This window comes from Pseudomonas sp. 2, assembly GCF_056627435.1.
The window spans coordinates 275,553-289,740 of sequence record NZ_JBWXNG010000001.1; the positions used below are offsets into that span (position 1 = coordinate 275,553).

Annotated in this window: 14 protein-coding genes; 8 read left to right on the plus strand and 6 right to left on the minus strand. The window is 63.5% G+C overall.

Translation table 11 applies throughout. The features are described 5' to 3' along the window. Window positions 1–7: 7 nt before the first annotated feature. The gene (locus AC1MEK_RS01285) at window positions 8–886 is read right to left on the minus strand and encodes an AraC family transcriptional regulator (RefSeq protein ID WP_480394446.1); all 879 of its coding nucleotides are present in this window, start codon (window positions 884–886) and stop codon (window positions 8–10) included. Window positions 887–992: 106 nt separating this feature from the next. Between AC1MEK_RS01285 and AC1MEK_RS01290 the strand changes: the two genes are divergently transcribed. Both AC1MEK_RS01290 and AC1MEK_RS01295 read left to right on the plus strand, forming a co-directional pair. Further along, complete coding sequence (locus AC1MEK_RS01290) at window positions 993–1,526, plus strand: carboxymuconolactone decarboxylase family protein (RefSeq protein WP_480394447.1); 534 nt, start codon at window positions 993–995, stop codon at window positions 1,524–1,526. A gap of 58 nt (window positions 1,527–1,584) precedes the next feature. After that, on the plus strand, window positions 1,585–2,109 hold the full coding sequence (locus AC1MEK_RS01295; protein WP_480394448.1) for a redoxin domain-containing protein: 525 nt from the start codon (window positions 1,585–1,587) through the stop codon (window positions 2,107–2,109). 14 nt (window positions 2,110–2,123) lie between these two features. On the opposite strand, the gene AC1MEK_RS01300 is transcribed toward AC1MEK_RS01295, so the two are convergent. Further along, the gene (locus tag AC1MEK_RS01300; RefSeq protein WP_480394449.1) at window positions 2,124–4,031 is read right to left on the minus strand and encodes a sigma-54-dependent Fis family transcriptional regulator; all 1,908 of its coding nucleotides are present in this window, start codon (window positions 4,029–4,031) and stop codon (window positions 2,124–2,126) included. 1,279 nt (window positions 4,032–5,310) lie between these two features. Here AC1MEK_RS01300 and AC1MEK_RS01305 point away from each other — a divergent pair. The 3 genes from AC1MEK_RS01305 to AC1MEK_RS01315 all read left to right on the plus strand — a co-directional run bounded on the left by AC1MEK_RS01305 (window position 5,311) and on the right by AC1MEK_RS01315 (window position 9,145). Next, the gene (locus AC1MEK_RS01305) at window positions 5,311–7,134 is read left to right on the plus strand and encodes an NAD(P)/FAD-dependent oxidoreductase (protein ID WP_480394450.1); all 1,824 of its coding nucleotides are present in this window, start codon (window positions 5,311–5,313) and stop codon (window positions 7,132–7,134) included. A 290-nt stretch (window positions 7,135–7,424) separates the two neighbouring features. Then, entirely contained in the window at window positions 7,425–7,853 is a 429-nt protein-coding gene (locus AC1MEK_RS01310; RefSeq protein WP_480394451.1) for a DUF2231 domain-containing protein, read from the plus strand. After that, on the plus strand, window positions 7,850–9,145 hold the full coding sequence (locus AC1MEK_RS01315) for a PQQ-dependent sugar dehydrogenase (protein ID WP_480394452.1): 1,296 nt from the start codon (window positions 7,850–7,852) through the stop codon (window positions 9,143–9,145). Before AC1MEK_RS01310 ends, AC1MEK_RS01315 begins: the two co-directional genes overlap by 4 nt. A 49-nt stretch (window positions 9,146–9,194) precedes the next feature. Here the strand turns inward: AC1MEK_RS01315 and AC1MEK_RS01320 are convergent, their stop codons facing one another. After that, window positions 9,195–9,815, minus strand: coding sequence for a LysE family translocator (locus AC1MEK_RS01320; RefSeq protein WP_480394767.1), 621 nt, complete (start codon window positions 9,813–9,815; stop codon window positions 9,195–9,197). 110 nt (window positions 9,816–9,925) lie between these two features. Here AC1MEK_RS01320 and AC1MEK_RS01325 point away from each other — a divergent pair, with 110 nt between their 5' ends. The 3 genes from AC1MEK_RS01325 (at window position 9,926) to AC1MEK_RS01335 (ending at window position 11,665) form a co-directional block, all read left to right on the plus strand. Then, window positions 9,926–10,549, plus strand: coding sequence for a glutathione S-transferase family protein (locus AC1MEK_RS01325; protein ID WP_480394453.1), 624 nt, complete (start codon window positions 9,926–9,928; stop codon window positions 10,547–10,549). A 96-nt stretch (window positions 10,550–10,645) separates the two neighbouring features. Beyond that, complete coding sequence (locus tag AC1MEK_RS01330; RefSeq protein ID WP_480394454.1) at window positions 10,646–10,810, plus strand: DUF2986 domain-containing protein; 165 nt, start codon at window positions 10,646–10,648, stop codon at window positions 10,808–10,810. Between the two features lie 228 nt (window positions 10,811–11,038). Beyond that, window positions 11,039–11,665, plus strand: a complete 627-nt coding sequence (locus AC1MEK_RS01335; protein WP_480394455.1) for a DJ-1/PfpI family protein — start codon at window positions 11,039–11,041, stop codon at window positions 11,663–11,665. A 4-nt stretch (window positions 11,666–11,669) separates the two neighbouring features. Here the strand turns inward: AC1MEK_RS01335 and yjdN are convergent, their stop codons facing one another. The 3 genes from yjdN to AC1MEK_RS01350 all read right to left on the minus strand — a co-directional run bounded on the left by yjdN (window position 11,670) and on the right by AC1MEK_RS01350 (window position 14,175). Beyond that, on the minus strand, window positions 11,670–12,098 hold the full coding sequence (gene yjdN, locus AC1MEK_RS01340) for a VOC family metalloprotein YjdN (RefSeq protein ID WP_480394456.1): 429 nt from the start codon (window positions 12,096–12,098) through the stop codon (window positions 11,670–11,672). Between the two features lie 129 nt (window positions 12,099–12,227). Then, window positions 12,228–13,166 (minus strand): choline ABC transporter substrate-binding protein, encoded by a 939-nt coding sequence (choX, locus tag AC1MEK_RS01345; protein WP_480394457.1) that lies wholly within the window; start codon window positions 13,164–13,166, stop codon window positions 12,228–12,230. A gap of 61 nt (window positions 13,167–13,227) precedes the next feature. Then, window positions 13,228–14,175, minus strand: coding sequence for a choline ABC transporter substrate-binding protein (locus AC1MEK_RS01350; RefSeq protein ID WP_480394458.1), 948 nt, complete (start codon window positions 14,173–14,175; stop codon window positions 13,228–13,230). Window positions 14,176–14,188 lie beyond the last annotated feature (13 nt).

Below are 14,188 nucleotides of genomic sequence, written 5' to 3' on the forward strand. Positions count from 1 at the left end.
TCCGCCCTCACCTGTCCATGTCCGTGTCTGTGTCCTGCGCCAGCCATTCCCTGGGTGACATGCCCACCTTGGCGGCGAACGCCCGCGACAGCGCCGAAGGGTTGGCGTAGCCCAGTTCCTCGGCGAGCAGCTTGATAGGCTGCCCGGCACGCAACCGCCCCTGGGCCAGCGCCATGCGCCAGTCGCCGAGGTAATCGGCCGGTGTCTGCCCCACCATTTCACGAAAGCGATTGACGAAGGCCGTGCGCGACATGCCCGCGCAATCGGCCATGCGCTCCAGCGACCAGGCCTGCCCCGGCGCGTCGTGCATGGCTACCAGTGCGCGGGCCAGGCGCGGGTCCGACAGGCCGGTAAGAAAGCCGGGCCGCACCCCCGCCTCATGCGGATGGTCGAGCAACCAGCGTAGCAACTGAATCACCACCACTTCGAAAATCCGGTCGACCAGCAAACGCTGGCCGCAGCGCACCTGATCAGCTTCGGAAAACAGCAGTTGCAGGGCCATTTCCAGGCCCGGCACCCGCGCCAGCGGAATCGCCAGCATCGGCGGCAATGCCCGCGCCAGAGGGTTGTAGGCACCGCCGTCGAAACTCAGCCGGGCGCAGGTGAAATCCGAACCCTCTTGCGGCGGGTTATGAAAGCGATGGGTCAGCGGTCGGGGATAAAGGAGCAACGTCGGCTCGTCGAAACGCATCGCGCCCAACCCTTTGCGATTGCCCGGGTGGCTGACGTTCAACTCGCCACGGCGCAACACGTGCAGATAGCCATAGCCCTCGCGGGCGTCGAACGTGGTCACGCCACACAGGGCGCCTGAGTGAAACAGCTGGGCCTGAACCCTGAAGCGTTCAAGGATGCCGGAAAGCCGGTCCAGAGGAGGTAATGGCTGCATATGTACGAAAGGGTATGTTTTGTGAATTTATTGATCCCAATCATACATCCAGCATCCCTAAACTGGCCACGTCGAAACACACCACTCATCTCCCAAGGAGAACGACATGTCCCGCGTCAACCTGCAATCGCAAAACGCCCCTGCCGCCAGCCAGCCGATCCTCGCGCAGATTCATCAGGCTTTCGGCGCCACCCCGAACATGTTCAAGGCCGTGGCCAACTCCCCGGCGGCCCTGCAAAGCATGTGGGCCGCGTTCGGCGCCCTGGGCAAGGGCACACTGGGTGCCAAACTGGGTGAGCAGCTGGCAGTGGCCATCGCCAACCGCAACCGCTGCGAATACTGCCTGGCCGCCCACACCATGCTCGGCCAGAAGGCCGGTGCCACCGCGGCCGAGATGTCCGCCGCGCAGATCGGACAGGCCACCGACGGCAAAACCGCCGCGGCCCTGACCTTCGCACTCAAGGTGGTCGAACAGCGCGCACAACTGACCGATGCCGACGTGGCGAGCCTGCGCGAGGTGGGCTTCACTGATGAGCAGATCGTCGAGATCGTGGCGCATGTGGCCCTGAACCTGTTCACCAACTACATCAACGTCGCGCTGGATATTCCGGTGGACTTTCCCAAAGTCGCCCTGAAGTGATCCGCCCGGGCCCCGCCTGCGCCGGGCGGGGCTCACCCCCTTGCAAGAGATCGACGCCATGCCCCATTACGAAATCGAAGCCTGCGACTGGCTCAACACCGACACGCCGCTGAGCCTGGCGGCCCTGCGCGGACGCGTGGTCGTGGTCTGTGTGTTCCAGATGCTCTGCCCCGGCTGCGTCCAGCTGAGCCTGCCCCAGGCAAGCAAACTGCATGCGACCTTCCTGCGCGACGATCTGGTGGTTGTCGGCCTGCACAGCGTGTTCGAGCACCATCACGTGATGACGCCTGACGCGCTGCGGGTATTCGTCAGCGAATTCCGCCTGACCTTCCCCATCGCCATCGACAACCCCCGCGAAGGCTCGTCCATGCCCGCCACCATGCACCGCTGGGCACTGGGCGGCACGCCGACACTGATGGTGTTCGACCGCCAGGGCGAGCTGGTCCTGCAGCACCTCGGGCATTTGGACGACCTGCGCCTGGGCATCATCCTCGGCGAGCTGGTCGCTCGTGCGCCTGCGGCGGAGGCCGGTTCCGCGCAGGCTGATGAAGCTGGGCCGGTGTGTCGTTTGCCTGCGCGATAGGATCAAGTACGCGGCTATCCCTGCCGCGCAATCCCATGCTGCTTGAGCTTGCGATACAAGGTATTGCGGCTGATCCCCAGACGCGCGGCCACCCGGCCGATGTGCCAGTGTTCCTCATCGATCAGCGTCACCAGGGTCTGCCGTTCGCTGGTGCCGAGCGGGTCGTCGCCCAGTGTGCTTTTCAAGGCGGCGTCAGGCAGCAACTCGGCCACGTCCACCAAGCTCACCCGCCCTTCCCAGGCCAGCGCCACCAGTGTGCGCAGGCAGGTGCGCAGTTGCCGCACATTGCCCGGCCAGGGTTGCGCCAGCAGGTATTCGCGTACGCCAGGTTCGAGAGTGATCGCGGCACCTGCGGCCTCTTCACGCAGCAGCAGGTCGAGCAGGCTGCCTTTGTCCGAGCGGTCACGCAGCGCGGGCAGTTGCACGGTGAAGCCGCCCAGCCGGTAGAACAGGTCTTCGCGGAAGCGGCCTTCGGCCACGCAGGATTGCAGGTCCTGATGGCTGGCGCTGATCAACCGCACATCCACCGGGCGCGGCGTCGCGCTGCCCAGCGGCACCACCTGACGCTCTTCGAGCACGCGCAACAGGCGCGTCTGCAGGGCCAGCGGCATGTCGCCGATCTCGTCGAGAAACAGGATGCCGCCGTGGGCCTGCTCCAGCTTGCCGACCATGCCCTCCTTGCGCGCACCGGTGAAACTGCCGCCGCGGTATCCGAACAATTCGCTTTCGATCAGGGTTTCAGGAATGGCCGCGCAGTTGATCGCCACAAACGGCTGGCCGGCGCGGGAGCTGGCCCGGTGCAGCGCGGCGGCGAACGCTTCCTTGCCGGTGCCGGTTTCGCCGTGCAGGAACACTGGCACATCGGCCTCCAGCACCCGCAACGCGCGGGACAGCCCCCGTTGCAGGCGCGGATCTTCAAGGCACACCCGTGGGTCGATGATCTTCGCAGGCTCGGGTAAAGGCTTGGGCCGCGTGCGCACCGGCTCGCGCAATTGCGCGTAGAACAGGCGCCCGTCGGCCAGGCGCAGCGGCCAGCAGATCCCGGGTTGCGGGCTGGCCTGGGCGAGCAGGTGCTCAAGGGGTGACTCCAGCAACAGGCCGAGGGGCTGGCCGATCAATTGCTCACGATCAAGCCCCAGCAGATCCAGCGCCGCCTGATTGACCGAGCAGATGCGCGCACTGTCGTCGAAACTCAACAGCCCCTCCCCCAACAAGCCGACAAAGCGCGCCTCGGGATGAAAGCGCAGCAGGTAGCGATGGGGTTCGTGGCCGAGGAAAAAGCAGTTCTCGATCAGTTTGGCCGAGAGATTGGTCAGGGCCATGGCCTGAAAGCGCTGGTGCAGGCTGTGTTCTTCCCGCGCGGTCGACAGGTTGAGCACCGCCAGCAGCTCGCCGCGGGCATCGAAGATCGGGCTGGCCGAACAGGTCAGGCCCGCGTGCCGCCCCCGAAAATGCTCGTCTCGACGAATCGTCACATGCTGGCGTTCTACCAGGCAGGTGCCGACGCCATTGGTGCCCTCGATGTCCTCACGCCACATCGCGCCCAGCCACAGGCCGGCACGCTGAAAATCGACCCGTTCGGCTTCGTTGAACACGCTGTCGATGACCACGCCCTGGGCGTCGGTCAGCAGCACCACGTGGCCGTCGCCACCGAGCTGCTGATGCAGGCTGCTCATCTGCCAGCGTGCCACGGCGATGATGTGTTCCAGCGGCGCGCGGTGATCCTGCAGACGGGGGTGTTCGACCACGTTGGGCGCGCGGTGGCTGGCCGGGTCGAGGCGATGCTGATCCAGACAGCGACGCCACGAGCGGGTGATGGCGGCGTCGGCCATGGGGCCATGGCCAGGCCTTTGGGCATGGGTCGCGCCATGCACCGCTTGCAGCACCTGTTGGGCATGGGCGCTGATCAAGGCAGATGTCATTGTTCTTGTTCTCCGCTGTGATTGGGGCACAACTGAGAGGGGAGCTTAGAACAAATGGCGCGGGGGTTTTGATATTTGGATCAAGATCAAGATCAAAAGCGTTCTTCCTAACGTCAGACCTGTTTCGACTTCGTCGAGTTACTTGAAAGGACCAAGTAACCAAGTCCTTCTGCTCCTGGTTGGGCCCGACTTCGTCGGGTTCCCTCGCTCCGGTCCCGCTCCGTGGGCCCGGCGCGAATGGGCCATCCATGGCCCCGCGCCTCGCGCGGCATCCTGCCGCTTAGCCCACTGCACGAGACCTCCGTTCGGCCTGCACCCAAGTCGCGATTTGTGTTGTCTGGGCTATCGCGCACGAAGATCAAAAGCAGAAGCAAAAACCAGATCAAAATCGCGAGGGATGCTCTACGTAGCAGCACGGCTTGCCGACGGGGCGATCTTGAGGGCCACCCGCGGGCAAGCCCGGCTGCTACGGGATTGAGGGTGTAATTCGATCTCATGCACACGACATCCCCCGTAGCAGCACGGCTTGCCGGCGGTCTGGCGCGAAGCGGCAGTAAAACCAGACGACCTGGCAGTATCAGAAAAATCGCGTGCACAGGATGTGCTGCCGCTTCGCGCCAGATCGCGAGCAAGCTTGCTCCCACGCCCTCCGGGCAGAATCAAAAGCAGATCGCACAACATCAGCCGTTGCCGTTGCCGTTGCCGTTGCCGTTGCCGTTGCCGTTGCCGTTGCCGTTGCCGTTGCCGTTGCCGTTGCCGTTGCTTTTGATCTTCATGCGCAAATCCCACAAACACCACAAATCGCGACTTGGGTGCAGGCCGAACGCAGGCGATGTGGAGTGGGCCAAGCGGCAGGATGCCGCGCGAGGCGCGGGGCCATGGATGGCCCATTCGCGCCGGGCCCACGGAACATCGCCGGAGTGAGGGGACCTCGACGAAGTCGAGGCCAAACCAGGAGCAAAAGCCCTTGGTTACTTGGGGCTTTTCCAAGTAACTCGACGAAGTCGAAACAGGTCTGACGTTAGGAAGAACGCTCTTGACCTTGATCTTGATCTTGATCTTGATCTTGATCTTGACCTTGATCTCGATCTCGATCTTGAGACAGTGACACTTTGTCCCGCCCCCATTCCCGAATTCGTGACATACACCGCCTCACCCGCAGTGAAAAAGCCTCAGCCCCCTCCCCGCAACCGCTCTGGCAAGCGCCATTGGGCAACATGGCCCACCCCTTGCTGACACCCCTCCCGCCACAACAACAAAAAACAGGGAGAAGCCCCACATGAACGTTGCGATCGACACCCCGCTCGACTCCGCCACCGCCCAGCTCACCGACTGGCTCCAACGCCTGGAACAATCCCTCGCCCAGGGCGACCTGAACGCCACCCTCGCGCTGTTCGGCGACGAGTGCTACTGGCGGGACCTGCTGCTGTTCAGCTGGAACCTGATCACCCTGGAAGGCAAACCTGCCATCCGCGACATGCTGGAAAACCGCCTGGCGCAAACCCGCCCCGAACACTGGACAGTCGAAGGCCAGGCCACGCAGGACAACGGCGTGGTCGAAGGCTGGATCAGCCTGGAAACCGAGAGCGCACGGGGCAAGGGTTACGTACGCCTCAAGGACGGCCTGTGCTGGACGCTGCTGACCACCATGCGTGAACTCAAGGGTTTCGAAGAGCCCAACGGCCGCCGTCGCCCGCTGGGCGCCACCCATGGTCATGGGCATCCGGACAAACGCAACTGGGCCGAGCGCCGGCGCGACGAAGAAGCCTCGCTGGGCATCACCACCCAGCCCTATTGCCTGATCGTCGGCGGTGGTCAGGGCGGGCTGGGGCTGGCGGCGCGGCTCAAGCGCCTGGGCGTGCCAACGCTGATCATCGACAAGGCCGAACGCCCCGGCGATCAATGGCGCGGCCGCTACAAGTCGCTGTGCCTGCACGACCCGGTCTGGTACGACCACATGCCGTACCTGCCCTTCCCCGAGCACTGGCCGGTGTTCACGCCCAAGGACCAGATCGGCGACTGGCTGGAAATGTACAGCAAGGTCATGGAGCTCAATTACTGGACCCGCACCGAATGCATCGGCGCCAGCTTCGACGAATCGAGCGGCACCTGGACCGTGGAAGTCGAACGCAACGGCGAGCGGCTGACCCTGCGCCCGACCCAGTTGATCCTCGCCACCGGCATGTCCGGGGTCGCAAACGTGCCGAGCTATCCGGGCGCCGAAGGCTTCAAGGGCCAGCAGCATCACTCCAGCCGCCATCCCGGCGGCGACGCCTGGCGCGGCAAGCGCGCGGTGGTGATCGGCGCCAACAACTCGGCCCATGACATCTGCGCGGACCTGGTGGAAAACGGCGCCGAGGTGACCATGGTCCAGCGTTCTTCGACCCACATCGTGCGCTCCGACAGCCTGATGGAGCTGGTGTTCGGCGGCCTGTATTCCGAAGAAGCGGTGGAAAACGGCCTGACCACCGACAAGGCCGACATGCTGTTCGCCTCGATCCCCTACAAGGTCATGCCCAGCTTTCACCAGCCGGTGTTCGAGGCGATCAAGGAGCGCGACAAGGATTTCTACGCGGGCTTGAGCAAGGCCGGTTTCATGCTCGATTTTGGCGACGACGAGTCAGGGCTATTCATGAAATACGTGCGGCGCGGCTCGGGGTATTACATCGACGTCGGCGCCTCGCAACTGATCGCCGACGGCACCATCAGGCTCAAGAGCGCGCCCGGCCTTGGCGTGGAGCGGATCGAGCCTGACGCCGTGCTGCTCAACGACGGCAGCCGTCTGCCGGCGGATCTGATCGTCTACGCCACAGGCTATGGCTCGATGAACGGCTGGGCGGCCAAGCTGATCTCCCAGGAAGTCGCCGACAAGGTCGGTCGCTGCTGGGGGCTGGGCTCAGGCACCACCAAGGATCCAGGCCCGTACGTGGGTGAGTTGCGCAACATGTGGAAGCCCACGCAACAGCAGAACCTGTGGTTCCACGGCGGCAATCTGCACCAGTCTCGGCACTACTCGCTGTACCTGGCGCTGCAACTGAAAGCGCGTTTCGAGGGCCTGCCGACACCGGTGTTCGGGCTGGCCGAAACCCATCACCTGGGCTGACCCAACAATAGCGTCGAACATCACGATCCGTAGCAGCACGGCTTGCCGGCGGGGCGATCTTGAGATCTACAAAGATCTTGAAGACGCTCCCGCCGGCAAGCCGTGCTGCTACGGATCGTGGTGTTCGCGCGATAACTGTCTGCTTTTAACATCACAGGCGCACTGCATTTCTTTGAACTAACCCGGCTCGACGGTGATCCCCTTTTACGCGCACCCCGCGCATGAACCTGATGGACCAGTGCATCGGCGCTGCGAATCAGTACCGGATCGACCCACATCAAGGAGCCGCCGTGACCGACACCCCCTACCCTACGTTTCGCAGCACGCCCGGGCCGTTGCACGCCATTCTGCTGGGCGGCACCGTGGCGCTGTTTCTCGGCGGATTGCTCAGCGACATCGCCTACTTCAAGACCTTCCTGATCCAGTGGAGCAACTTCGCCTCCTGGCTGATTGCCGGCGGCATGCTGTTCTGCGGGCTGGCATTGCTGTTCGCCCTGGTCAATCTGCTTCGCGCCCGCCCGAAAGCCGGGCGCCCGACCCTATATTTCCTGCTGTTGCTGGTGACCTGGGGGTTGGGCTGGATCAATGCCTTCGAGCACGCCAAGGATGCCTGGGCGGTCATGCCGACGGGGCTCGTCCTCTCGGTCATCGTCACCCTGCTGGCCTGCGTGTCGGCCTGGACAGGATTCACCAACCTTCGCGCAGGAGACGCCCGATGAGACCGACTTACGCATTGAGCGCTCTGGCCATGGCACTACTGCTGAGCGCCTGCGGTGGCGAGAAAGACACACCGCAAATCCACGGCCCCGATCCGAAGCTGCCGCAAGCCGAACGCGGGCTGCTGCCGAGCATGAAAATCGCCGAGCCGGTGGCCTGGGGCGATCAGAAACCGAGCGTGCCCGAGGGCTACAGCATCTCGGCCATCGCCACCGAACTGCTGGTGCCGCGCCAAACCCTGGTGCTGCCCAATGGCGACATTCTGGTGGCCGAAGGCAAAGGCGGTACCGATGCGCCGAAACTCAAACCCAAGGACGTCATTGCCAGCGTGATCAAGGCTCAGGGCAACACCAAGGTCAAGGGCGGCAACCGCCTGACCCTGTTGCGCGACGCCGACGGCGACGGCAAATACGAAGTACGGACGGTGTTCGCCGAGAACCTCAACGCGCCGTATGGGCTGGCCTACGCCAACGGCAAGCTCTACGTGGCCAATCAGGACGCGCTGGTGAGCTTCGACTACACAGAGGGCCAGACCAAAGCCAGCGGCGCACCGGTCACCCTCACCGAGCTGCCCTCGAGGATCAATCACCACTGGACCAAATCGCTGGCGGTCAGCCCTGACGGCAGCACGCTCTACGTGGGCATCGGCTCCAACAGCAACGTCACCGAACGCGGCATGGAGGTCGAGCTTGACCGCGCGCAGATCTGGCAGATCGATGCCAAGACCGGCGCGCACAAACCGTACGCCACCGGCGTGCGTAACCCGACCGCGTTGAAGATCCAGCCCGGCACCGGCCAATTGTGGGCGGTGGCCAACGAGCGTGATGAACTGGGCGAAGATCTGGTGCCCGACTACCTGACCTCGGTGCGCGAAGGCGGGTTCTACGGCTGGCCTTACAGCTATTGGGGCCAGAACGTCGACACTCGCGCCCAGCCGCAGGACCCGGCCAAGGTCGTCTCGGCGATCAAGCCCGACTATAGCCTGGGCTCCCATGTCGCGGCACTCGGCCTGGATTTTTCCATCCCGGCGATGGGCGAGAAATTCGCTGATGGGGTGTTCGTCGGCGAGCACGGCAGCTGGAACCGAGAAAATCCGGTGGGCTACAAAGTGGTGTTCGTGCCCTTCAGCAACGGCCGCGCCAGCGGAGAGCCGGTCGACTTCGCCACAGGCTTCCGGGGCTCCGATGGCAAGACCCGAGGCCGCCCGGTGGGCGTCACGGTCGATCCGAAGGGTGCGCTGATCGTCGCCGACGACCTCTCGGGAACGGTGTGGCGCGTGACCCGCAATCAGTGAAACTGACCGCGACGGGGCACAAACACCCCGTCGCGGCTGCAGACGCGTCTCAACGTTTGCTCAACGCCAGTCGCGCGGCGAACAGCACGAAGATCATGCCGGTGGCCCGGTCCATCCACTGAATCACCTTCGGTTTGCGCAACACCCCGGCCAGCGGTTGCGTGGCGGCGATCAGCGCCAGCGACCAGAGCAGCCCCAGCACCACATGAATGCTCACCAGGCCGAAGGTCCAGGCCACCAGCGGCTGGCCCTGTGGAATGAACTGCGGCAGAAACGACACGTAGAAAATCCCGATCTTGGGATTGAGCAGATTGCCCAGCATCCCCTTCATGAACCAGTTGGCCTCAGGTCTCCCGGACGCCACCTCGGCACCCAGCGAGCGACGCGGGCGCAGCAGCATGTTCAGCCCCAGCCAGGCCAGATAACCGGCGCCGCAGTACTTGAGCACGTTGAAGGCCAGCTCCGACACCGCGATCAACGCCCCCAGCCCGAACGCGACCGCCGCACCCCACAACAGGCAACCGGCATTGATGCCCAAGGCCGCCCGCACTGCCTGAAATTTGCCCTCCACGGTCGCCGTGCGCAGCACCAGTGCGGTGTCCAGGCCCGGCGTCAGGGTCAGCACGGTGGCGGCCAGAGTGAAGGCCAGAATGTTGTCGGCGATGGACATGGGCAGGTTCTCGACGAAGGTGGACGCGAACGTTAACACGGCGCCGCATTGGCCGGTTATTCTGCCAGACCATTCAGGCCGAATATCCGTGCCCTCCTCAAGGACAAGACATGTTGCGCATCCTCGGCAAAGCCTCTTCGATCAACGTACGCAAAGTGCTCTGGACTTGTGCCGAGTTGAACATTCCCTTTGAGCGCGAGGACTGGGGATCGGGTTTCAAGTCGACCCATACGCCCGAGTTCCTGGCGCTCAACCCCAACGCCATGGTGCCGGTGATTCAGGACGACGACTTCGTGCTCTGGGAGTCGAACAGCATCATTCGCTATCTCGCCACGCGCCATGGCGGCGAGCACCTCTACCCGGCCGACGCAAAAGCGCGCGCGCGGGTGGACCAGTGGATCGACTGGCAGGCCACAGACCTTAACAAGTCATGGACCTACGCGTTCATGGCGCTGGTGCGGCAGTCTGCAGAGCATCAGAACAGCCAGTTGCTCGCAGCCGGTTGCCAGGACTGGGCGCGGCACATGGCGATGCTCGAACAGCAGTTGCAGAAGACCGGCGGCTATGTCGGCGGCCAGGCGTTTTCCCTCGCCGATATCCCCATAGGCCTGTCAGTGAACCGCTGGTTCGAAACGCCGCTGGACCATCCCGAGCTGCCTGCCGTGCGCGACTATTACCAGCGCCTGAGCCTGCACCCGGGGTATCGGCTGTATGGAAAGAACGGCACGCCGTGACCGCCGGTCGTGGACACGCAGCCCGTGTCGCCGTACTGTGCGCTCCATCTGTGTGGCCGCTCTGGGCGCCACACTCGCATCGTTGAAGCAAAGACCATGAATCGCCAGAAGAAACTCCAGCAGTTGTTCAAGGCAAAGGCCAAAAAGGCCAACGCCAAACTCGCGCCCAAGCGCAAATCGACCTACGTCAACAAGGCCGATCGCCTGAAACTCGCAGAAGAAGCGGCGGCGCAGAACGAAGTCAGCGCCCCCGCACCGTAGCAGCACGGCTTGCCGGCGGTGGCGTGCTCGAGATCGATAACATCGCCCAAGACATGTTGCGAAAGGTCAGGCAACTCCCTTGGTTCAGCGGCAGGCTTGTTTCACCGCGTAGAATTATCAATTGCCAATTGCGGGGATTGTCTGACTCCCATTTAGCGTCGAACATCTGCGCCATCACCCAGCGCCTGGGCCACAGGCCGCTGCCCTGCACGTAATGGAGAATGCTCTGTGAAAAAGGTCTTGATGCTGCTCGCCAATGGCGTTGAACCCATGGAAATGGCCGCGTTTACCGATGTGCTCGGCTGGGCCGACCTGCTGGGCGAGGAACGAATCGAACTGGTCATGGCGGGTTTGCGCAGCGAGATCACCAGCACCTTCGGCGTGTCGATCCGGCCCAACCGGATGCTGGCCGAACTGGACCTGAACACTTTCGACGCGCTGGCATTGCCCGGCGGTTTCGAACCCAACGGCTTTTATGAAGAGGCATTGAGCGAACCGTTTCTGGCTGCCATCCGACATTTCGCCGATGCCGGAAAGGTGATTGCCAGCGTCTGCGTCGCCTCGCTGTGCCTGGGCCGTGCCGGGGTATTACGCAATCGTCAGGCGACGATCTATCACCAGGTCGGCGGACGCCGAAAGCAGCAACTGATCGAAACCGGCGCGGTGTTCGTCGACCAGCCGGTGGTACGAGACGGCAACCTCATCAGCTCCAGCGGCCCCGGTACCGCCTCGGAGGTCGCACTCCTGCTGGTCGAACTGCTGACAGACCGGCACAACGCACAGAGCATCCGCCAGATCATGCGTTTTTCCACGCCCGACGAACGCTGGTACGCGACCGCGCAGGTGCAGGATTGAGCGATTACGCGCTGCCCATTTTCTTCTCCACATTGACCATCCACGGCACGCCGAAACGGTCGACCAGCATGCCGAACCCCAGCGCCCAGAACGTTTCGCTCCACGGCATGCGGACCGTGCCGCCTTCGCTCAGGCCATCGAACCAGGCCTTGCCCTGGGCCAGGTCATCGGTGGCGATGGACAACGAATACCCGGCGTGGGTTTTCTCACCGGGGGTCGGATCGTCGCTCATCATCAACTGGGTACTGCCGATCAGCAGGTTGGCGTGCATGATCCCGTCCGGCGGCGCGGCCGGGCAGTCACCGCCGTTCGAGGGTTCAGGCGCTTCGCCGAAGGTCATCTTGAACTGCACCGTGGCACCGAGCACCTTGCAGTAGAAATCCATCGCTTGCTGGCAGGTGCCAGGGAGAAAAATATAGGGTTGAACGTTCATCACAGCGCTCCCGTGCTGCGGCAGCGCGAATATGCCGCCTCGCTCAAGAGTCTAGGCGCTGAATGTGAGAGCACTGGCTGACAAGACGTACGGGCAGCCACTCCATGGCAGCCCGGTCCCATCAACGCGCTATGACTTCAGCTTGGCAACGAAGGCTTCATAGCCGGGCTTGCCGTCGCGGGTCTGCACCCCGTCGAACCAGCCCTTCACTGCTGCCGAGTTCTCCTGCAACCATTTGAGTGCGGCGGTTTTCGGCGGCATGCGGTCGAGGATCGGCACCATCAGCTGGCTGACCTGGTCGCTCTTGAACGACAGGTTGTGCAGCAGCTTGTCGACGTTGGGGCAGCGCTCGCCATAGCCTTTGGCGGTCATCACCGACACGGTCGCGGCGCCCTCGTTAGGGCCGAACACGTCTTCGCTGCCGGTCAGGTACGCCATGTCCAGTTGCAGATTCATCGGGTGCGGTTTCCAGCCGAAGAACACCACCCACTCCTTGCGCTCGACAGCACGCTTGACCGCCGTGAGCATGCCCGCCTCGCTGGACTCCACCAGGGTGAAGCCGCCCAGGTCGAACTTGTTTTCGGCGATCATTTTCGCGGTGATCCGGTTGGCCCCGGCGCCGGGTTCGATCACGTGGATCTTGCCGCCGAGCTTGTCCTTGAAGCGGGCGATGTCGGCGAAGGTTTTAAGGCCAGCGTCGTACGCGTAGCGCGGCACGGCGAAGGTCGATTGCGCGTCGGGAACGGCAGCGGGCTCCATCACTTCAATCTGCCCCTTGTCGATGTAGGGCGTGGCGACCGGGATCATGGTCGGTTGCCAGTAACCGAGGAAGGTGTCGAGCTTGTTCTCCGCCATGCCGGCCAGAATGATCTGCTGCGACGCAGTGGTCAGCTTCACCTGATAACCGAGGGCATCCATGGCGATTTCCGCCATCGCCGTGGTGGCGATGGTGTCCGACCAGTTGGTCGAGCCGAGCCGGACCACCTTGCATTCCGGCGCTTCCGCCGCCCATGCCGTCACGCTGCAGGCCATTACCGCCACCGCCAACATCTGTGCACATCTGTTCATGTTCAATCCTTTCGATTCTTCAAATCAGGCACCCCGCACGTGGGCGCCCGGCTCATGTTTTTCAGCGTGTCAGGTCGGCCTTGACCTTGGGCAGGCCCGGTTGGCCGTCGCGGGTGGTGACCCCGGCCAGCCAGTTGTCGAGCACTTGCGGGTTGTTCTTCAGCCAGGCCTTGGCGGCGACTTCCGGCTCCATCTTCTGGTCGAGGATCGAACCCATGATGTGGTTTTCCATGTCCAGGGTGAAGCTGAGGTTTTTCAGCAGTTGCCCCACGTTCGGGCAGTCCGCGACATAGCCTTTGCGGGTGCTGGTGTAGACCGTCGCATCGCCGAAATCGGGGCCGAAATAGTCGTCGCCGCCGGTGAGGTATTTCATCTTGAAGCGGGTGTTCATCGGGTGCGGTTCCCAGCCGAGAAACAGCACGCTTTGATCGCGACGCACGGCACGTTCGACCTGCGACAGCATGCCGGATTCGCTCGACGCCACCACCGAAAAGCCGGCGTCTTTCAGGCCAAAAGCGTTCTCGCTGATGGCCTTGAGCACGGCGTTGTTGCCGCCGTCGCCGGGTTCCAGCCCGTAGATCTTGCCGCCCAGTTCGCCCTTGAATTTCGGGATGTCGGCGAAGTCCTTCAGGCCCTTGTTCCACAGCGCTTCGGGCACCGCCAGGGTGTATTTGGCGTGCTGGAGATTGACCCGCACGATGTCGATGGTCCCGGCCTCGCGGTAGGGTTTCAGGTCGGGCTCCATGGTCGGAATCCAGGTGCCGAGAAACACGTCCATGTTGCGCCCTTCGGCCAGCGCCTTGTAGGTCAGCGGCACGCCGAGCAGGGTCACCTTGGTCTGGTAACCGAGGCTTTTCAGAATCGAAGTGGCGACCGCCGTGGTGCTCTGGATGTCGGTCCAGCCGGGGTCGGACAGCCTGACCAGGCCGCACTGCTCGGGCTCGGTGGCAAAGGCGGTTAACGGCAATGCAAGGGCACAGCACAGCAGCCCGCGGTAGGCGATGTTCATGGCGCAAGTTCCT

Coding starts and splice junctions, on each gene's coding strand:
- AC1MEK_RS01315 (WP_480394452.1), top strand. CDS start 7,850: ATGAGACCGACTTACGCATTGAGCGCTCTGGCCATGGCACTACTGCTG.
- choX (WP_480394457.1), bottom strand. CDS start 13,166: ATGAACAGATGTGCACAGATGTTGGCGGTGGCGGTAATGGCCTGCAGC.
- yjdN (WP_480394456.1), bottom strand. CDS start 12,098: ATGAACGTTCAACCCTATATTTTTCTCCCTGGCACCTGCCAGCAAGCG.
- AC1MEK_RS01305 (WP_480394450.1), top strand. CDS start 5,311: ATGAACGTTGCGATCGACACCCCGCTCGACTCCGCCACCGCCCAGCTC.
- AC1MEK_RS01320 (WP_480394767.1), bottom strand. CDS start 9,815: ATGTCCATCGCCGACAACATTCTGGCCTTCACTCTGGCCGCCACCGTG.
- AC1MEK_RS01290 (WP_480394447.1), top strand. CDS start 993: ATGTCCCGCGTCAACCTGCAATCGCAAAACGCCCCTGCCGCCAGCCAG.
- AC1MEK_RS01330 (WP_480394454.1), top strand. CDS start 10,646: ATGAATCGCCAGAAGAAACTCCAGCAGTTGTTCAAGGCAAAGGCCAAA.
- AC1MEK_RS01325 (WP_480394453.1), top strand. CDS start 9,926: ATGTTGCGCATCCTCGGCAAAGCCTCTTCGATCAACGTACGCAAAGTG.
- AC1MEK_RS01285 (WP_480394446.1), bottom strand. CDS start 886: ATGCAGCCATTACCTCCTCTGGACCGGCTTTCCGGCATCCTTGAACGC.
- AC1MEK_RS01300 (WP_480394449.1), bottom strand. CDS start 4,031: ATGACATCTGCCTTGATCAGCGCCCATGCCCAACAGGTGCTGCAAGCG.
- AC1MEK_RS01350 (WP_480394458.1), bottom strand. CDS start 14,175: ATGAACATCGCCTACCGCGGGCTGCTGTGCTGTGCCCTTGCATTGCCG.
- AC1MEK_RS01295 (WP_480394448.1), top strand. CDS start 1,585: ATGCCCCATTACGAAATCGAAGCCTGCGACTGGCTCAACACCGACACG.